Annotated in this window: 18 protein-coding genes; 13 read left to right on the forward strand and 5 right to left on the reverse strand. The window is 59.9% G+C overall.

Annotated features, from left to right (window positions below; genetic code table 11):
• The 3 genes from G5193_RS10440 to trhA all read right to left on the reverse strand — a co-directional run.
• On the reverse strand, positions 1-2,045 hold a 2,045-nt coding region (locus G5193_RS10440; protein WP_421205946.1), incomplete at its 3' end, for a retention module-containing protein.
• A 229-nt stretch (positions 2,046-2,274) separates the two neighbouring features.
• Complete coding sequence (locus G5193_RS10445) at positions 2,275-3,936, reverse strand: putative transporter (protein WP_421205947.1); 1,662 nt, start codon at positions 3,934-3,936, stop codon at positions 2,275-2,277.
• Positions 3,937-4,053: 117 nt separating this feature from the next.
• Positions 4,054-4,689, reverse strand: coding sequence for a PAQR family membrane homeostasis protein TrhA (gene trhA / locus G5193_RS10450; protein WP_421205948.1), 636 nt, complete (start codon positions 4,687-4,689; stop codon positions 4,054-4,056).
• 174 nt (positions 4,690-4,863) lie between these two features.
• On the opposite strand from trhA, the gene G5193_RS10455 reads away from it, so the two are divergent.
• The 3 genes from G5193_RS10455 (at position 4,864) to G5193_RS10465 (ending at position 7,350) form a co-directional block, all read left to right on the forward strand.
• Positions 4,864-6,387, forward strand: a complete 1,524-nt coding sequence (locus tag G5193_RS10455) for an aminotransferase class V-fold PLP-dependent enzyme (protein WP_421205949.1) — start codon at positions 4,864-4,866, stop codon at positions 6,385-6,387.
• A 90-nt stretch (positions 6,388-6,477) separates the two neighbouring features.
• Positions 6,478-7,029, forward strand: a complete 552-nt coding sequence (locus tag G5193_RS10460; protein WP_041210614.1) for a septation protein A — start codon at positions 6,478-6,480, stop codon at positions 7,027-7,029.
• A gap of 24 nt (positions 7,030-7,053) precedes the next feature.
• Positions 7,054-7,350, forward strand: coding sequence for a YciI family protein (locus G5193_RS10465; protein WP_033112808.1), 297 nt, complete (start codon positions 7,054-7,056; stop codon positions 7,348-7,350).
• Between the two features lie 87 nt (positions 7,351-7,437).
• Here G5193_RS10465 and cysQ read toward each other — a convergent pair whose 3' ends face one another.
• Together cysQ and G5193_RS10475 are read right to left on the reverse strand one after the other, a co-directional pair.
• Complete coding sequence (cysQ, locus tag G5193_RS10470; RefSeq protein ID WP_421205950.1) at positions 7,438-8,193, reverse strand: 3'(2'),5'-bisphosphate nucleotidase CysQ; 756 nt, start codon at positions 8,191-8,193, stop codon at positions 7,438-7,440.
• A gap of 47 nt (positions 8,194-8,240) precedes the next feature.
• Positions 8,241-9,101, reverse strand: coding sequence for a DeoR family transcriptional regulator (locus G5193_RS10475; RefSeq protein ID WP_421205951.1), 861 nt, complete (start codon positions 9,099-9,101; stop codon positions 8,241-8,243).
• 274 nt (positions 9,102-9,375) lie between these two features.
• Between G5193_RS10475 and kbaZ the strand changes: the two genes are divergently transcribed.
• The 10 genes from kbaZ (at position 9,376) to G5193_RS10525 (ending at position 19,339) form a co-directional block, all read left to right on the forward strand.
• Positions 9,376-10,689, forward strand: coding sequence for a tagatose-bisphosphate aldolase subunit KbaZ (kbaZ, locus tag G5193_RS10480; RefSeq protein WP_421192849.1), 1,314 nt, complete (start codon positions 9,376-9,378; stop codon positions 10,687-10,689).
• Between the two features lie 12 nt (positions 10,690-10,701).
• Positions 10,702-11,871 carry an SIS domain-containing protein gene (locus G5193_RS10485; RefSeq protein WP_421205952.1) on the forward strand — a complete coding sequence of 390 codons (1,170 nt, stop codon included), beginning with the start codon at positions 10,702-10,704 and terminating at the stop codon, positions 11,869-11,871.
• On the forward strand, positions 11,871-12,344 hold the full coding sequence (gene agaV / locus G5193_RS10490) for a PTS N-acetylgalactosamine transporter subunit IIB (protein ID WP_005335358.1): 474 nt from the start codon (positions 11,871-11,873) through the stop codon (positions 12,342-12,344). Before G5193_RS10485 ends, agaV begins: the two co-directional genes overlap by 1 nt.
• A gap of 15 nt (positions 12,345-12,359) precedes the next feature.
• Positions 12,360-13,133 (forward strand): PTS N-acetylgalactosamine transporter subunit IIC, encoded by a 774-nt coding sequence (agaW, locus tag G5193_RS10495; protein WP_005354369.1) that lies wholly within the window; start codon positions 12,360-12,362, stop codon positions 13,131-13,133.
• Positions 13,123-14,001 carry a PTS N-acetylgalactosamine transporter subunit IID gene (gene agaE, locus G5193_RS10500; protein ID WP_203975048.1) on the forward strand — a complete coding sequence of 293 codons (879 nt, stop codon included), beginning with the start codon at positions 13,123-13,125 and terminating at the stop codon, positions 13,999-14,001. The genes agaW and agaE overlap by 11 nt, the downstream gene beginning before the upstream one ends.
• A 48-nt stretch (positions 14,002-14,049) precedes the next feature.
• On the forward strand, positions 14,050-14,490 hold the full coding sequence (agaF, locus tag G5193_RS10505; RefSeq protein WP_421205953.1) for a PTS galactosamine/N-acetylgalactosamine transporter subunit IIA: 441 nt from the start codon (positions 14,050-14,052) through the stop codon (positions 14,488-14,490).
• The gene (gene nagA / locus G5193_RS10510) at positions 14,490-15,689 is read left to right on the forward strand and encodes an N-acetylglucosamine-6-phosphate deacetylase (protein ID WP_421205954.1); all 1,200 of its coding nucleotides are present in this window, start codon (positions 14,490-14,492) and stop codon (positions 15,687-15,689) included. The genes agaF and nagA overlap by 1 nt, the downstream gene beginning before the upstream one ends.
• The gene (locus tag G5193_RS10515; RefSeq protein WP_108571592.1) at positions 15,680-16,534 is read left to right on the forward strand and encodes a tagatose bisphosphate family class II aldolase; all 855 of its coding nucleotides are present in this window, start codon (positions 15,680-15,682) and stop codon (positions 16,532-16,534) included. Before nagA ends, G5193_RS10515 begins: the two co-directional genes overlap by 10 nt.
• A gap of 104 nt (positions 16,535-16,638) precedes the next feature.
• Positions 16,639-18,108, forward strand: a complete 1,470-nt coding sequence (gene malX, locus G5193_RS10520) for a maltose/glucose-specific PTS transporter subunit IIBC (protein ID WP_231499775.1) — start codon at positions 16,639-16,641, stop codon at positions 18,106-18,108.
• Positions 18,095-19,339 (forward strand): MalY/PatB family protein, encoded by a 1,245-nt coding sequence (locus G5193_RS10525; protein ID WP_421205955.1) that lies wholly within the window; start codon positions 18,095-18,097, stop codon positions 19,337-19,339. Before malX ends, G5193_RS10525 begins: the two co-directional genes overlap by 14 nt.
• Positions 19,340-19,399 lie beyond the last annotated feature (60 nt).

Below are 19,399 nucleotides of genomic sequence, written 5' to 3' on the forward strand. Positions count from 1 at the left end.
TCGATGCCCGGCAGGTCAGCGTTGTCGCTGTCCAGGATCGCCTCTTCCTTGTCGCTCGCCGGGTTGCCCGCCTGGTCGGTCACGTCCGCCTTCACGGTGAACTTGCCATCCGCCAGGCCGCTGGCGCCCAGGTCTACGGTGGTGCTGAACTTGCCGCCGCTCACGGTCGCCTCGAAGGTCACCGACTTGCCGTTCACGTCGGTCACGGTCAGGGTGACCTTCTGGCCATCTTCCACGTTGCTGGTCGTGCCCTTGAGCTCGACCGCCTTGGCTTCCGCCACCGACAGGTTGCCATCGCCAATCGCCGCCAGGTCGATGCCCGGCAGGTCAGCGTTGTCGCTGTCCAGGATCGCCTCTTCCTTGTCGCTCGCCGGGTTGCCCGCCTGGTCGGTCACGTCCGCCTTCACGGTGAACTTGCCATCCGCCAGGCCGCTGGCGCCCAGGTCTACGGTGGTGCTGAACTTGCCGCCGCTCACGGTCGCCTCGAAGGTCACCGACTTGCCGTTCACGTCGGTCACGGTCAGGGTGACCTTCTGGCCATCTTCCACGTTGCTGGTCGTGCCCTTGAGCTCGACCGCCTTGGCTTCATCCACCGACAGGTTGCCATCGCCAATCGCCGCCAGGTCGATGCTCGGCAGGTCAGTATCCACTTCATAACCTTCGCTGTCGGTCGCGGTGGCGCTGTTGCCCGCCACGTCGGTGCTGGTCACGCTGGCATCGATGGTGCGGTCGCCATCGGCCGCCAGATCGCTGCCCGCCACCAGGATGGTGAAGCGGCCATCGGCAGCCACCTTGCCGGTGTATTCGGTGTTGTTGACGGTCAGGGTGACGGTGTCCCCTACCTTGAACTCGCCCGTCACGGTGCCGCTGACCGGGATCTGCTGACCCGCTTCAGCGGCGTTGATGACGTCGTCGGCGGTGATGTCGGCATCCAGGGTGATGGCCAGGTCAGGGGCCTTGCTATCAACACTGCCATCGTCGGTAGCGGTACCTGTGTTGCCAGACGGATCGGTGATGCTGGCCGTCACCTTATAGCTGCCTTCCGCCAGCGGAGTAGTGACATCTACGCTGTAACCACCACCCGGTTGCACGATGGCGGTCAACGTTTGTTGAGTGCCATTGGCATCGGTCACGACCAGAGTGACCGTGCTGCCAGCAGGTGCATCCGTAGTGCCCGTAATGGTCGGGGTGGTGTCATTGGTATTGTCAGGTGCATCAACAGTAATCACCGGAGCGGTTACATCCACACTGCCATCATCGGTCGCGGTGCCGGTGTTGCCGGCCGGATCGGTCACGGAAGCCGTCACCTGATAGCCCCCTTCGGCCAGCGGTGTGGCGACATCCACGGTGAAGGTGCCATTAGGTGTGACAATAGTGGTCAGGGTCTGCTGATTGCCGTTGGCATCGGTCACCACCAGGGTCACCGTGCTGCCAGCAGGCGCATCCGTGGTTCCGGTCAGGGTCGGAGTGGTGTCATTGGTATTGTCTGGCGCTACCACGGAGATGGTTGGAGGCGTAAGGTCAAATACCTCATCTTCTCCTGCAGCATCCAGCGGTGGCTCGCCATTGGTGTTGTAGGTGGTATCGAAGGTCGCTTCGGCAATGGTTGCGGAGCCGGTACGGTCGATGGTGACAAAACCGCCGTTGCCACTGGCTCCGGCGACACCACCAACCCCGCCACCACCGGCAGCAGGTGCACCGCCTGCGGCGGAGGCTTCAAAGGCCTGGGTCGGGTCAGCGCCACCCAAAATGGCTTCTTGCAGGGCACTGATATCATCGGGTGTGCCTGCGGCACTGTTTTGCGCCAGCTGGGGAGCATCTTCCTCTTCGGCAGGCTCACTCTGCTCGCTGGCAGGTTGCACATTGAAAGACTGTCCGCCGCCCATGAAACTGGCGCCATCCGGCGACATGATCACCGCCCCTTTCGGCAGCACATCCCCTTCCACCAGCAACTTGCGGCTACCATCTGCAGCCACCTGATAAACTTGACCTTTGAGCTGGGTGACGGTTACGCCCTGTTCCAGAGTAACGGAATTGGTAATCATGTTCTCTCCTGAATCCTGATTTGCATGCAAAAAGCCACAGCCTACTCTGCACAGAGAGAGAGCAAATAACCAGTTCGAAAATTCGAAAGAATAGACTGATTTGAGGCTGGACCGTTCAGCCAGACAGAAGGGTGATGAGGGGATTACCGAAAAATAAAAACTAAAATTATCAATATATTACATTATAATGGCAGGAGCATGACAAGGCATGCTCCTGTCCGGTTTAACCCTATGCACCGGCCCAGAGGATGATGGCCAGCAGTTGTGGCGAGATGATCCGCAAGAACATCACCAGCGGGTAGACAGTGGCGTATGAGAGCGCACTGGCACCACTGGTCGGGTGCATGGCGTTGGCAAAGGCCAATGCGGGAGGATCCGTCATGGAGCCAGCCAGCAAGCCACAGAGGGTGAGATAGTTCATCTTGCCATAGAGACGCGCCAGCACCCCGACCACCAGCAAGGGGATCAGGGTAATCGCTGCCCCATATAGCATCCAGGAGGGGCCATCACCGTTGATCAGGGTATCAACAAAGCCGGCCCCTGACTTGAAGCCAACCACCGCCAGAAACAGCACGATCCCGATCTCCCGCAGCGCGAGGTTGGCGCTGGGGGGCATGAACCAGTAGAGCTTGCCGATGCTGCCGATCCGCGACAGGATCAGCGCCACCACCAGCGGCCCCCCCGCCAGACCCAATTTGAGAGCGGCCGGGAATCCGGGCAGGTAGAAGGGGATGGAGCCGAGCAATACGCCGAGGCCAATCCCGATAAATACCGGCAACATCTGCACCTGTTGCAGTTTTTGTTGCACGTTGCCGACCACATTGGTCACGGCCTCGATGGCATCGAGACGACCTACTAGGTTGAGGATGTCACCAAACTGCAGACTGGTCTGGCTGGTCGGTACCAGCTCGATACCGGCCCGGTTGAGGCGCGAGATCACCACGTCATAGCGCTGTTTGATGTCAAGATCGCGGATCTTCTTGCCCAGCACCTGCTCGTTGGTCACCACGACCCGCTCCACCCTCAGGTCGGTACCGCGAGTCGATAGGGAGGTGTCGACCTCTTCACCCAGCACCAGCAACACCTTGTGCAGTGCATGGCGCTCACCAACCAGGTGCAGCAGGTCGCCCAGCTCGATACGGGAATCAGGGCGCGGCACCATCAGCTCGTCGCCACGCTTGAGGCGTGAGCAGATGACATCAGACTCGTCGAGACTCGGGATCTCGCTCAGCATCAAGCCATGCATGTTGGGGTTGCGTACCGCGATGTTGATGGTCTGCAAGCTCTCCTTGGTTTTACCTGTCTGCAACTCGAACTGGGCGGCTTCATCGTCGATCTTGATGCGAAAGAAGACCCTGACCAGCCACATGGTGAGCAAAATGCCGCAGATGCCGAATGGATAGGCCACTGCGTATCCCATCCCCATCAGCCCGGTTGAACCATGGGGAGCTCCCAGCTCCGCCAGGATCTGCTGACCCGCACCAAGAGATGGGGTATTGGTCACGGCACCGGAGAAGACCCCGAGGATCACCGGTAGCGGCACATCAAACAGTTGATGAAGTGCCGCCGCAACGATGCACCCCAGGATAACCAGCAAAGCAGCAAAGGCATTGAGCTTGAGTCCGGAGCTGCGCAGAGAAGAGAAGAAGCCGGGACCAACCTGAATGCCGATGGTGTAAACAAACAGGATCAGACCGAACTCTTGAATGAAGTGCAGGGTTTGTTCATCCAGTGCGAGACCGGAGAGGCCGGCAAAGTGCCCGACTATAATGCCGCCGAACAGCACCCCTCCTATCCCCAACCCGACGCCATAGACTCGCCAGTTCCCCAGCCAGAGTCCCAGCACTGCCACCAGCGACAACATGCTGATGGAAAGCGCGATATCACTCATTGTGTGCATCCTTTGCGAATTGAACTGTCCTTAGCTTGTCAGCAAACGATGCCGCCAACTGTGTGATAACGCACGAATTTATCCTTTGGTGCGGCAAAAATACCAATTAAGGGTTAATTAAACGACATAGCCGTAAATGGCCATAAAGTGACAAATGCTGCCCCCCAGCACAAACAGATGCCAGATGGCGTGGTTGTAGGGAATTCGCTTGGCCACGTAGAAGATCACCCCGAGGCTGTAGACCAGCCCGCCCGCCGCGAGCAGCAGCAGCCCTTCACCAGCCAGATGGATATAGAGCTGATAGATAACCACCAGCGACAGCCAGCCCAGCATCAGATAGGTGAACAGCGACAACTTGTTGAAGCGATTGATGAATATCAGCTTGAACACCACCCCGGCCAGCGCCAGCCCCCAGATCACCACCATCAGCCCGCGCGCCAGCGGCGTATCGAGCGCCACCAGCAGGAAGGGGGTATAGGTACCGGCGATCAGCAGATAGATGGCGCAGTGATCAAACACCTTGCACCAGCGTCGCGCCTTGCCCTCCGCCATGCTGTGGTAGAGGGTCGAGGCGAGATAAAGCAGCACCAGACTGCCACCATAGAGGCTGTAGCTCACCAGCGCTTGCGTGCCCTGCCCCCACCCCTTGATGAGCAGCAGCACCAACCCGGCAATACCCAGCAACAATCCCGCTCCGTGGCTCAGCCGGTTGGCCAGCTCTTCTCGGGGGGAGTAATCCATCACACCACTCATAACATTCACTCCGTCATCATTGGCGACACTCTACCCAGCGCCATTTCAGAGTACAAGTGTTCGCTTAAAAAATGGAGTGGCTGTCACCCGCCCCCCTTTGGTGTATGCTCTGCCGCCGATGCCCGACAGAAGCGGCATAGACACCTACCCCGGTGACCTAGTCTGGAGAACCTGATGAAGTTGACTGAGCTGTTTGCACAAGCGGATCCCGCCTTTGGCGAGGCGATGAGCACCTTGCTGGAGACCTTCCACCACTCCGACGACAGTCAGGCCCCCTACCAGCGCGACCTGTTCACCCATCAGCTCGACCAGTCCCGCATGCCCGCCAGCGGCTGCTCGACCGAGGCCTATCTCGCCCGGCTGGCCACCCTGATACCCGGCGCCTCTCACCTCACCTCGCCACGCTACATGGGTCATATGACGGCACCATTGCCGGCCTTCACTGCCGAGCTATCCCGTCTGGTGGTGATGCTCAACCAGAATCCGATGAAGATGGAGTCCTCACGCCTGCTCAGCTTTCTGGAGCGGGAGGTGCTGGCCAAGCTGCACCGCCTCATCTACGGCATGGACGCTGCTTTCTACGGCGAACAGATGCATGCCAAGGATGCCGCCCTCGGCGTCATGACCAGCGGCGGCACCATCGCCAACGTCACCGCCCTCTGGCTGGCCCGCAACCGCGCCTGCGGCGACAACCTGTTCGCCCTCTACGAGCAGGGCTATCGCGGCGCCGTCATTCTCGGCTCCCGGCTGATGCACTACTCCTTCGACAAGGGAATGGATCTGCTGGGACTGGGCGCCCGCAGCGTCTGGCGCCTCGAGACCGACGAGCAGAACCGGCTCAGTCTGGCCGCGCTGGAGCAGGCGCTGATCCAGTGCAAAGAGCAGAAATTGAAGGTACTGGCGCTGGTCGGTGTGGCGGGCAGCACCGACTTTGGCTCCATCGATCCCCTGCCGGAGCTGGCCGCCATCGCCGAGCGCGAGCAGATCCACTTCCACGTGGATGCCGCCTGGGGTGGTCCAACCCTCTTCTCCCCCCGCTATCAAAACCTGCTGGCCGGGATCGAGCACGCCGATACCGTCACTCTGGATGGCCACAAACAGCTGCTGGTGCCGCTCGGTACCGGCATGCTGCTCTGCCGCCAGCCGGACCTGATGATGGCTGTCAAGCGGGAGGCCCCCTACGCCATTCGTGCCACCTCGTTTGATCAGGGCCGCTTTACCTTGGAGGGCACCCGCCCGGCCAATGCCCTCTATCTGGATGCCGCCTTCCAGCTGTTCGGCCAGCAAGGCTATGCCGACCTCATCGAGGCCAACTACGACCGGGCCCGACTGATGGCCGAGCTCATCACCAGTAATCCGGCCTTCGAGCTGATGTCTGCTCCGGTGATGAATCTGCTCTCCTATCGCTGCATCCCGCTCCATCTGCAGGGTAAGGTGCTGGATGAAGCGGCCAACGAGCAGATCAATACCTTCAACGTGGCGCTGCAAAAAGCCCAGCGCGCCGAGGGGCACAGCTTTGTCTCCCGTACCCAACGCGCCGTGATGCGCTACGGCGCCCAGCCTCTCACCCTGCTGCGCGCCGTACTGCTCAACCCCCTGATTGAAGAGCGCCATATCCGCGACCTGCTGGCCGATCAGCAGCGACTGGGGATCACCATTGCTCGCCAACTGTTTGGCTGCAGCGCGGAACCGGCGTAAAAATGAGCGGTCTTATTCATTTGCCGTTGTCCACCGTGCAGGTAGACTGGGCAAAATTTGCAGGCCATCTTTGAGGACTAGGCGTCAGAAATGAAGCAATTTATTGAATTTATTCCACTTATCGTTTTCTTTGCGGTCTACAAGTTCTACGACATCTACATGGCCACTGGCGCCCTGGTGGTGGTCACCGGTCTGCAGCTCGCCTATAGCTGGATCCGCTATCGCAAGGTCGAGAAGATGCAGCTTTTTACCTTCCTGCTGGTCGGCTTCTTTGGCGGTCTCACCGTGTTCTTCCACGATGACACCTTCATCAAGTGGAAAGTGACCGTCATCAACGCCCTGTTTGCGCTGGGGCTGCTTATCAGCCGCTATGGCTTTGGCAAGAACCTGATCAAGCAGATGCTGGCCAAGGAGCTGCAGGCGCCCGACGCCATCTGGGATCGGGTCAACCTCGGCTGGGCCGGTTTCTTTGCCGTCTGCGGCCTGCTCAATCTCTATGTGGCATTCAACCTGCCGCAGGAGATGTGGGTCAACTTCAAGGTGTTCGGCCTGCTGGGGATGACGCTGGTCTTTACCCTGCTGAGCGGTGTCTACCTCTACCGCCACATTCCGGCTGATCAGAAAGAACAGCTGAAAAAATAACCCTCATCAGAAAAGGATTGTCTCATGTGGTATCTCATCTACTCCGAAGATGTTCAGGGCAGCCTGCCGCTGCGCAAGCAGGTTCGCCCCGCCCATCTGGCTCGCCTGCAAGCCCTGCAGGATGAGGGTCGGCTGCTGACTGCCGGCCCCAACCCGGCCATCGATGCCGAGGATCCGGCTGATGCCGGCTTTACCGGCAGCACCGTCATCGCCGAGTTTGCCTCGCAAGCGGACGCCCAGGCCTGGGCCGATGCCGATCCCTATGTGGCAGCTGGCGTCTATGCCAAGGTCACCATCAAGCCGTTCAAGAAAGTCTTTTAAAACTGCGTCAAATACAAAGAGGCCGGAGTGGGTATGCAACCTGCTCCGGCCTCTTTTTATTGGGCGATGCTCAGCGTACTGGCAAGGTCACGCCCTGGCGACAAACCAGGGGTTGAGGATGTCGGGCTTGTTGTAGGCAAGGGGTGAGCCATCGAGTTGGGTGACGCTGCCCCCCGCCCCCTCCAGCACCGCCTGCGCAGCGCCGGTATCCCACTCGCAGGTGGGGGCGAGGCGCGGATAGAGCTCGGCGCCCCCCTCGGCGATGATGCAGAACTTGAGCGAACTGCCCATGGAGACCAGTTCGATCTCACCAAAGGGAGCCAAGAAATCGAGGGTCTCCAGCGACAGGTGGTTACGACTGCCCACCACCCGCCACGCCTCTCCTTCACAATGAGGCCGGGTCTGGATGGACTCGCGCTTGCCATCGGCGATGCGCCAGGCACCGAGACCCTTTCCGCCATACCAGAGCTTGTCCAGCACAGGGGCATAGACCAGCCCCCAGCGCGGCCCCCCCTCTTCAATCAGTGCGATATTGACGGTGAACTCGCCGTTGCGGGAGACAAACTCCTTGGTGCCATCGAGGGGATCCACCAGCCAGTAGCGTGACCAGCCGTGGCGCGCTGCCATCACCTCTGGCCCCGACTCCTCGGACAATACAGGGATGTCGGGAGTCAGCCGTGCCAACGCCTGAACGATCACCTCATGAGCCCCCTTGTCGGCCGCGGTCAGCGGACTCTCGTCGTTCTTGTACTCCACCGCGAAGGGCTGGCTGTAGATGGCCATGATGGCCGCCCCCGCCGCGCGGGCGACAGGTTCAAGTTCGGTGATCTCGGGGTGGTACATAACAGGCTCGATCAGTGGGTGAGAAACCCAGTCTATCGCGTTTGTCATCAACCGCTTATAGCTGATTGCACTGGATTATATTGCCCCCGCTTCTCCTGTCCCGTGCTGCCATCGGCCGGTACCAGCAGCACTTCGATACCGGCGTTGCGCAGGCCGGAAAGGATATCGGCAGGCACGGCATCGTCGGTAATCAGGGTGTGAATTCGCAGGGTATCGATGATCTTGTGCAGGCTGCGCCGGCCAAACTTGCTGGAGTCGGTGACCACCACAATCCGCTCGGCCACCTGACACATGCAGCGGTTGAGGCGTGCTTCGTCCTCATGATGGGTGCTGACGCCGCGCTCCAGATCGATGCCATCCACCCCGAGAAACAGCATGTCAAAGTGGTAGTTTTGCAGGGACTGCTCCGCTTGTGCACCGTAGAAGGAGAGTGACTTGCGGCGCAGATGTCCGCCCGTCATCAGCAGCTCCACCCCTTCTGCTTCGAGCAGCTCATTCGCCACATTCATACCGTTGGTCATCACCAGGATCTCCTGATGTCCCTTCAGATGACGCGCCACCTCCAGTGTTGTCGTCCCCGAATCGAGGATAATCCGACAACCTGAGGGCACCAGGGTCGCCGCCAGCGCGCCGATCCGCTGTTTCACGGGAGTATTGAGCACACTCTTGTCGGCAATAGTGCGCTCCGGCACCGTCTGGCCCGGTTCACACAGCAGGGCGCCGCCGTAAGCGCGCACGGCCACCCCCTGCTTCTCCAGAAAGGCCAGATCGTTGCGGATGGTCACGGTAGAGACCTGATAGTGACTCGCCAGCTCGTTGACCTGAACGCTGCCATTGCTGCGCAGCTGCTGAATAATCCGCTCCCGCCGCTCGCTGGTTCCGAGCGCACCTTTTTCACTTGTTTGCATAGTTCTTCTGCCGGAATGCTGTAGTGAAAGATCGCTTTCACTTCGTTACGTTTGCATATTAACGCTCAGCGAAGGTGCCAAATCAAGCCTTCATTACGCTTTACCACCACTCTTCCCATCTTTCCTCATCATCCAAAGCCTTTCGATACCTTTCTTTTTGTGATCCCTTTCAAGATCTGACGACTCTTTTGTTTCGTTTTCTTTTCCTCCCTACTACCGTAAAGAAAAGAAATCGAAAGAACCTTTCCATACGCAGCAACCAAGGAACATCAAAATGAAATCCATGCTGGCACTGGTCGAAAGACATAAACAGGGAGAACAGACCGGGATCTACGCCGTCTGCTCCGCTCACCCGCTGGTGCTGGAGGCCGCGCTGCAGCTGGCCGCCGAAGGGGATGAGCTGCTGCTGGTCGAGGCCACCTCCAATCAGGTGGATCAGTTTGGCGGCTATACCGGCATGACCCCCGCCGACTTTCGCGATCGCCTCTACGAGCTGGCGGCACAGTGTCACTTTCCGGCGCAGCGCCTCATTCTGGGGGGCGACCATCTGGGCCCCAACCGCTGGCAGGGGGAACCGGCCGAGCAGGCCATGGCCCATGCCGGAGATCTCATCGCCAGCTATGTCGCTGCCGGGTTCAAGAAGATCCACCTCGACTGCAGCATGTCCTGTCAGGGCGATCCCGTTCCCCTGACCGATGAGCTGGTCGCTGAAAGGGCGGCACGACTGGCGCAGATCGCTGAGCAAACCTGCCTGGCCACTTTTGGCGAGAGCGATCTGGTCTATGTGATTGGCACCGAGGTGCCGGTGCCGGGCGGTGCCCATGAAGATCTTGCCGAGCTGGCGGTCACCACGCCGGAGGCGGCGCACCACACCCTCGAGGCCCATCAAGAGGCCTTCAACAAGGCGGGGCTGGCCCATATCTGGCCGAGGGTGATCGGTCTGGTGGTGCAACCCGGTGTCGAGTTTGACCATACCCGTGTCATCGATTACCGGCCCGAAAAAGCGGCTCCCCTTAGCCGGATGATCGAAGCCTATCCCCACATGGTGTTCGAGGCTCACTCCACCGATTACCAGACTCCCGAGGCCTACCGCCAGCTGGTACGCGACCACTTTGCCATTCTCAAAGTCGGCCCAGCCCTCACCTTCGCCCTGCGCGAAGCGCTGTTTGCCCTTGCCGCCATCGAGGAGGAACTGGTGGTTGCCAAGGCCTGTTCAGGTCTGCGCAAGGTGATGGAAGAGACCATGCTGGAGCGCCCCGACTTCTGGCGCAGCCACTATCAGGGCAGTGCCAACGAGTGCCGACTGGCCCGTGGCTACAGCTATTCGGATCGCATTCGCTACTACTGGCCCGATAGCCGGGTCGATGAGTGCTACGCCAGATTGCTGGCCAATCTGGCGGCGGAGCCCATCCCGCTCCCCCTGCTGAGCCAGCATCTGCCCCTGCAGTATCGCAAGGTGCGTCAGGGCACGCTCTCGGCCAATCCCCATGACCTCATTCTCGATCAGGTGCAGGAGGTGCTGCGGCACTACGCCAGCGCCTGCACTGCGGCCTCTCGCCGCCATTCCCAGCTCGACCCCGTTGTATAAGGAGTTGCAGACATGATCCTTGGTTATTCAGAAGAGATGTTGCGCAGTGCCAATGGCCTGGCGACTGCCCGTGAAATTCGCCAGCAACCCGCCACCTGGCGCGAGACCCTTGCCATGGTCGAAGAGTGCCGTCCTGCACTGACCCGTTTTCTGCCCCCCCTGCTCGCCCGGCAAGAGCTGCGCATCATCCTGACCGGAGCTGGCACCTCCGCCTTTGCCGGTCGGGCGCTCGCCCCCTATCTCTCGGCCCACCTGCATGCCCGGGTCGAGGCGATCGCCACCACAGATATCGTCACCGATCCGGCCGAGTATCTGGCCGAAGATTGCCCGACCCTGCTTATCTCCTTTGCCCGCTCCGGCAACAGCCCCGAGAGCGTGGCGGCGGTCGAATTGGCCAGCCAGCTGCTCAGCCACTGCCACCATCTGGTACTGACCTGTAACGGTGAAGGGGCGCTCTATCGTCGCTGCCAGCAAGATGCCCACTCTCTGGCCCTGCTGATGCCGCCCCAGACCAATGATCGCAGCTTCGCCATGACCAGCAGCCTGACCAGCATGATGCTGAGCTGTCTGGCTCTCTTCCTGCCAGAGCGGTTTAACCGCCAGCGCTGCGAGCAGCTGGTCACCACCAGTGACGCAATTCTGGAGCAGGTTGTGCAGCGCGTACCGGCCTGGAACGAGCCGTTGCCCGAACGGGTCATCTATCTTGGCAGCGGCAGTCTGCAAGGGGTGGCGCAGGAGGCGGCACTCAAACTGCTGGAGCTGACCGCCGGCCGTCTGGTCGCCATGTTTGACTCCCCCACCGGTTTTCGCCACGGCCCAAAATCGGTCGTCAACGAGCAGACGCTCATCGTGCTGCTCATCTCCAACGACCCTTACACCCGGCAATACGATCTGGATCTGCTACGCGAGCTGAGAAGCGATGGCAAGGCCGCACGGGTGGTCGCCATCGCCGACCAGCACCATCCCGCCATCGAGGAGGGGGAGTACATCTATTTGCCCGCCACCCTGCATGGCGACGATGCCCAGCTCGCCTTCTGCTACCTGCTCTATGCCCAGTACTACGCCTTCCATACCTCGCTGGGACTGGGGATCAGCCCGGACAATCCCTGCCCCACCGGTCAGGTCAACCGGGTCGTACAGGGGGTCAATATCTATCCGTTCCACCAAGAAGGAGTGCTGTGATGCCCAATATCGTATTGAGCCGGATCGATGAGCGCCTGATCCACGGTCAGGTCGGTGTCCAGTGGGTCGGCTTTGCCGGTGCCAATCTGGTGCTGGTAGCCAACGACGAAGTGGCAGAGGACCCCATCCAGCAGAACCTGATGGAGATGGTGCTAGCCGAAGGTATTGCGGTGCGGTTCTGGCCGCTCCAGAAGGTGATCGACAACATCCACAAGGCAGCGGATCGCCAGAAGATCCTGCTGGTCTGCAAAAACCCGACCGATTTCAACACCCTGGTTCAGGGAGGTGTCCCCATCTCCCGGATCAACGTCGGCAACATGCATTACGCCGACGGCAAGCGTCAAATCCACAAGACCGTATCCGTGGACGAACAGGACATCACCGCATTTCGCGCCCTGCGGGACGCCCGTGTCGAGTGCTATGTCCAGGGCGTGCCGACCGAACCGGCACAGGACATTTTCAATTTGCTCTGATTAAGGACAATTGTGATGGAAATCAGTTTGTTACAAGGTCTGCTGCTTGGCATCCTGGCGTTTTTCGCTGGACTCGACCTGTTCAACGGTCTGACCCACTTCCACCGTCCCGTGGTGCTGGGGCCGCTGGTTGGCCTCATCCTCGGCGACCTGCCTACCGGCATTCTGGTGGGCGGCACCCTGGAGCTGGTCTGGATGGGGCTGGCCCCGCTGGCGGGGGCGCAACCGCCCAACGTCATTATCGGCACCATAGTCGGCGCCACCTTCGCCATCACCACCGGGGTCAAACCGGATGTGGCGGTCGGGGTTGCCGTTCCCTTCGCAGTGGCCGTGCAGATGGGGATCACCTTCCTCTTCTCGGTGATGTCGGGGGTCATGTCCCGCTGCGATCGCATGGCCGAAGCGGCTGACGTGCGCGGTATCGAGCGGGTCAACTACCTGGCGCTGCTGGCGCTGGGCACTTTCTACTTCCTCTGTGCCTTCCTGCCCACCTACTTCGGAGCCGAACATGCCAAGGCGGCCATCGACGTGCTGCCTGCCCGCCTCATCGACGGCCTCGGCGTTGCTGGCGGCATCATGCCCGCCATCGGTTTTGCCGTGCTGCTCAAGATCATGATGAAGAACGTCTATATCCCCTACTTCATCCTCGGTTTCGTTGCTGCCGCCTGGCTCCAGTTACCGGTGCTGGCCATCGCCGCCGCCGCGCTGGCCATGGCCCTGATCGACTTCATGCGCACCACCACCCCGCAAGCTCGTCCTGTTCAGGAGGAAACCGAAGATGGCATCTAACAACACAGCTGCGCGGATCATCTCCAGCGCCGAACCGCACAATACCCGGCCACAATCCGACGACACCTATGAAGATCAGCAGCTTGGCGCCGAGCTGACCAAGCAGGATATCAACCACTTTGCCTGGCGCTCCCTGCTGCTGCAGGCCTCCTTCAACTATGAGCGGATGCAGGCCTCCGGCTGGCTCTATGGATTGCTGCCGGCACTGCAGAAGATCCACACCAATCAGCGGGATCTCTCCCGGGCCATGAAAGGGCACATGGGCTTCTTCAACACCCACCCCTTCCTGGTCACCTTCGTGATGGGGATCGTGCTGGCGATGGAGCGCTCCAAGCAGAACGTCAACAGCATCCAGAGCACCAAGATTGCCGTCGGCGCACCACTCGGCGGGATCGGCGATGCCATGTTCTGGCTCACCCTGCTCCCCATCTGCGGCGGCATAGGGGCAGATCTGGCGCTGCAAGGCTCCATCATGGGTGCCGTGGTCTTCTTCCTGCTGTTCAACGTGGTCCACTTCGGCCTGCGTTTTGGTCTGGCGCACTACGCCTACCGCATGGGGGTAGCGGCCATTCCGGTCATCAAGGCCAATACCCGCAAGGTGGGGCATGCTGCCTCCATCGTCGGTATGACGGTGATCGGCGCGCTGGTCGCCACCTATGTGCGTCTTGGCACCACGCTGGAGATCACTGCCGGTGATGCAGTCGTCAAACTGCAGGCGGATGTGCTCGACAAGCTGATGCCCGCCTTCCTGCCGCTGCTCTACACCCTGGCAATGTACGCCCTGATCCGCAAAGGCTGGAGCCCGCTGCGCCTCATCGTCATCACTGTGGTACTCGGTATCGTCGGCAAGTTCGCCGGTTTCCTCTAATCCGGAGCCGGCAGCAAGCCGGCCCCCTTTGCAGTAAAGGAACAGACTATGTTGGGCATCATCATTTGTGGTCATGGCGGTTTCGCCAGCGGTCTGGAGCGCGCCATGCTGCAGATCCTCGGCGAACAGGAAGCGGTTATCGCCATCGACTTTCCCGAGAGCTCCACCACCGCCCTGCTGCAGGCACAGTGCGAAGCGGCGCTGGCAGAGGTCGACAAGGGGGATGGCGTGGTCTTCCTGACCGACCTGCTCGGCGGCACCCCGTTTCGGGTCGCCTCTACCCTCTCACTGCACCAGCCAGAGCGGGAGGTCATTACCGGTACCAACTTGCAGCTGCTACTGGAGATGGTGCTGGAGCGCGATGGCCTCAGCGCCCGTGAATTCCGCCGGCAGGCCCTTGATTGCGGCCACCGGGGTCTCACCTCGCTGGCAGATGAGATAGGTAAAGAGCGTCAGGCAGATGCCGCTCTCGTCGAGGAGGGCATCTGATGGCCTCACGGATCCGTGCCCGTCGCCTGCTGACCGAACAGGGTTGGCTGGAACATCAGGAGCTGACCCATGAAGGGGGCATCATCACCGCCATCGCTCCCATCACGGATGGCGATCCGGCGCGGGATGTCGATCTGCTGGTGCCTGCGCTGATCGATGGTCATGTCCACGGCGGTGCAGGTGTCGATGTCATGGATAGCGAGGACAATGCCTTGGCAACCTTGTCGATGGCCAAGGCGACAGAAGGGGTCGGCGCTTTTCTTGCCACCACGGTCACCGCCCCACTCCCCGAGATAGAGCAAGCTCTTGCCCGCATTGCCGATGGCGTTGCCCGTGGCATGCCGGGCGCAGAGCTGCTCGGCTGCTATCTGGAAGGGCCCTACTTCACACCGGACAACAAGGGCGCCCACGATCAGGCGCTGTTTCGGGAGCTGGATATTGCCGAGCTGAACCACCTGCAACAGCTGGCGCGCGGCACCCTGAAGGTGGTCGCGCTGGCACCGGAAAAGCCCAACGCCATCGCGTCCATTCACCATCTTGCCGCAAACGGCGTGCGGGTAATGCTGGGCCACTCGGCGGCGGATCACAATACCACCATGGCGGCGCTGGCAGCGGGCGCCTCCGGGCTGGTGCACTGCTTCAATGGCATGCGCGGCCTGCACCACCGCGAACCCGGCATGGTCGGTGCAGGTCTTGTCCATCCCGCAGCTTGGCTGGAGCTGATCGCCGATGGCAATCATCTCCACCCGAGCGTGCTCAAGCTCTGTCACTGCTGCGCCGGCCAGCGCCTGCTCTTGATCACCGATGCGATGCGCGCCGCCGGTATGCCCGACGGTCACTATCTGCTTGGCAACTATCGGGTCGAGATGAAGAACGGCGTGGTACGCACCGAAACCGGCGGTCTGGCGGGCAGCACTCTCACCCTGCTTGGCGCCGTACGCAACATGGTGCAGCTGGCGGATGTGCCGCTCGATGAGGCCATCACAATGGCCTCGCTGGCACCCGCAAAGATGCTCGGCATTGCCGATCGCCTCGGTTCACTGGCAGTTGGCAAACAGGCCAATCTGCTCGCCCTCACCACTGAACTCAATCAACAACACATCTGGGTGGCTGGCCGGGAGATAAATCCGACCAACCTTTCCTCCCTTTTCTCAGGATCTCGCGTCAATCAGGACGCTCAGGAGTCACTATGTATCTGATCTCTTCCCATGAAATGCTCAAAGATGCCCAGCGCCGTGGCTACGCCGTACCGGCTTTCAACATCCACAACCTGGAAACCGTGCAGGTGGTGGCTCGCACCGCCGCTCGCATGCGCTCTCCGGTGATTTTGGCTGGCACCCCGGGCACCTATCGCCATGCCGGAGTCGAGTATCTGGTCTCCATCTGTCAGGCCGCGGCCCATGAGTACCGTATCCCGCTGGTGCTGCATCTGGATCACCACGAAGACGAGCAGGACATCCACAGCAAGGTCGAAGCGGGTATTCGCTCGGCCATGATCGATGCCTCGCACTTTCCGTTTGAAGAGAACATCGAGAAGGTGCGCAGCGTGGTGACCTTCTGCCACCGCATGGGCGCCAGCGTCGAAGCGGAGCTGGGCCAGCTGGGGGGTCAGGAGGATGACCTCATTGTCGATGCCGCTCATGCCAAATTTACCGACCCGCTCAAGGCGGCCGAGTTTGTCCGCCGTACCGGTATCGACTCGCTGGCGGTGGCCATCGGTACCGCACACGGCCTCTACAAGGAGGAGCCCCGCCTAGACTTCGCCCGCCTCGCCGCCATTCGCGAGCAGGTTGATATTCCGCTGGTGCTGCACGGTGCCTCCGGTGTACCGGAAGCCGATGTGCGCCGCTGCATCGAACTCGGGATCTGCAAGGTCAACGTTGCGACCGAACTGAAGATCGCCTTCGCCGATGCGATGAAAGCCTTCCTTGGCTCTCATCCGGATGCCAGCGACCCGCGCCAGTATCTGGTGCCCGCCATGGCCGCCATGGAGGAAGTAGTCGAGGCGAAAATCCGTATGTGCATGAGCAATAACAAGATTTGATAACAATAAAATTACGGTAACAGGTCTGGGAGATAATAATGATGGCTCGCGCATCCTTGCGAAATAAGGTATGGGAATTTGCCCAGAGTTTGGGGAAAACATTTATGTTTCCCGTCTCTCTGATGGCATTCATGGGATTACTGCTGGGGGTGGGATCATCCATTACCAGCCCCTCCACCATAGATAATTTTCCTTTTCTTGGTGGGGAATATACCCAGCTCGTCTTCAATCTGGTGGCAACCGTAGGCAGCTTCGGCTTTACCTATCTGCCCATCATGTTTGCCATCGGAATTCCGATGGGATTGACCGAAAAGAACAAGGGTGTCGCGGCCTATTCCGGTTTCGTCGGCTACATGGCGATGAATATCGGGATCAACTTCTATCTCGCCAGTACCAATCAACTGGCTTCGCCGGAAAATATCAAACTGGCGGGGCAAGCCATGGTGATGGGGGTTCAGACCCTCTCCATGGGGGTGCTGGGTGGCATAGTGTCGGGGATCGTGACCTACTTCATCCATCGCCGTTTCTATAACCTCAAACTGCACGACGCCTTCTCGTTCTTCAGCGGCCTGCGCTCCGTGCCCATCATCACCGTGCTGGTCATGTCGCTGATAGGTCTCGCCATGCCGCTCTTCTGGCACTATGTGGCGCTCGGTATTACTGCGGTCGGCAACATGATCATCTCTGCCGGCTCTTTTGGTGCCTTCCTCTACGGAGTGGCCATCAACCTGCTCAAACCGCTCGGTCTGCACCACATCATGCTGGCCATGGTGCGCTTTACCCCGGCAGGCGGTACCGAGCTGGTCAATGGCGAAACCATTTCCGGCGCGCTCAATATCTTCTTCGCCCAGTTGAAAGCGGGTGAACCCATCAGCCCGGCAGCAACCGCCTTCCTGTCGCAAGGGTTTATGCCGACCTTTATATTCGGTCTGCCTGCTGCAGCGTTGGCCATGTATATGGCAGCCACGCCCGGCAATCGAACCAGAATCAAGAGCCTGATTATCTCCGGGGTACTGGTCTCTATCGTGACCGGTATTTCCGAGCCCATCGAATTCCTGTTCCTGTTTGTCGCGCCGGTACTCTATCTGTTCCATGTCTTTATGACCGGCGCCGCGCTCTTTGTGGTGGCCATGTGTGGCGTCACCATCGGCAATACCGATGGCAGTGCACTCGACCTGCTTATTTTCGGCATCATGCAGGGCTGGCAAACCAAGTGGTATCTGATAATTCCCATTGGGCTTATCTGGTCTGCCATCTACTTCACCGTCTTCTACTGGTACATCAAGAAATATGACATCAAGACCCCCGGCAGGGATGAGGTCGATGATATCCAGATTGCGAAACACGACCCGGCCGTGATCCTGAGTGCCCTCGGTGGCAAGGAGAATATCGTCAGCCTGGACAACTGCGTCACCCGGCTGAGACTGGTGGTACACGATATGGGCAAGCTGCAGGAGAAGATCCTGAAACAGGCTGGCGCCCTCTCCGTCGTCAAGATCGACGAGCACAGCGTACAGGTCATCATTGGCGCTCAGGTTCAAACCGTGAAGGATAATCTCGATGCTCTCCTGTAAAGATCGGGAGGCCCTGCGCCTCCCAACCCCCTCTGCCGACTTGCAATCCTCCCGTTTCGACGAGCTGGCAGATCGCATCAGCGACAAATGTCGCAAGTGGGATATGAAAGTGATCGAGAGCCGCTTTGGCCCCGTTCCCGCCGACAGCATTCCCATGTGGATTGCCGATATGGATTTCAAATCGCCGCCGGCTGTGGCTCGCAAGTTCAGCGAAATCATCAGCTGGGGCACCTTCAGCTACACCCACTGCATCGATGATTTCTACGAGGCGGTCATCAACTTCCAAGCCCGCCACCACAAGGTCGCAGTGGAGCGGGAGTGGATCACCCTCTCCTACGGCACCGTCTCGACCCTGCACTACACGGTGCAGGCATTCTGCCAGCCGGGTGACAGCATCATCATGAACACCCCTGTCTATGATCCCTTTGCCAAGGCGGCCGAAAGGCAGGGGGTCAAGGTTGTCGCCAACCCGTTAGCCCTGAACAAAGGACGATATCGGATCGATCTGGCGAAGCTGGAGGAGCAGATCATTGGCCACAAGCCCAAAATCTATTTTCTCTGCTCGCCCCACAACCCGTCGGGCAGGATCTGGAGTCAGGCCGAACTGGAAGCCGTTGCCGACATCTGCCTGCGCCATCAGGTGTTGATGATGGTCGATGAAGTGCATGCCGAGCACATCATCCATGGCGAATTCATCTCATTTCTGGCACTGGAGGAGCGTTACCGCAACAACATGATGCTGATGAGCTCGCCCAACAAGGCATTCAATCTGGGCGGATTGAAAACCTCCTACAGCATCATTCCAAATCCGCAGATCAGAAGTCGGTTCAGAGCGCGTCTTGAGCAGAACTCCATCACCTCTCCCAACGTGTTCGGGCTCTGGGGCATTATCACCGCCTATAACGAGTGCGATGAGTGGCTGACCGAATTGAATCTCTATCTGAGAGAGAACTACGCCCTGCTGGCGCGCTACTTCAGGGAAAATCTGCCCGACTTCCAAGTCATGCCGATGGATGCCTCCTATCTGGTCTGGGTCAGCACCAAAGGGAGCGGTATGAGCGCAAGTGAGGTGACCCGCAGGTGGGCAGTCGAAGCGGGTGTCATCATCGAAGATGGCTCCCACTACGTCAGCGATGGCGAAGAGTATGTGCGGATCAACATAGGCACTTCCCGCCAGCTGCTCGGTGAGGCGCTGCAGCGTCTGGGAAAATGGGCGCAGCAGCAGGTCTGACGACAGCGATATTCCCATCGGCAGAAACAACAAAAGGGACGCCATGGCGTCCCTTTTGTT

It is taken from the genome of Aeromonas sp. 601027 (genome assembly GCF_049174455.1).
Classification (GTDB): domain Bacteria; phylum Pseudomonadota; class Gammaproteobacteria; order Enterobacterales; family Aeromonadaceae; genus Aeromonas; species Aeromonas veronii_A.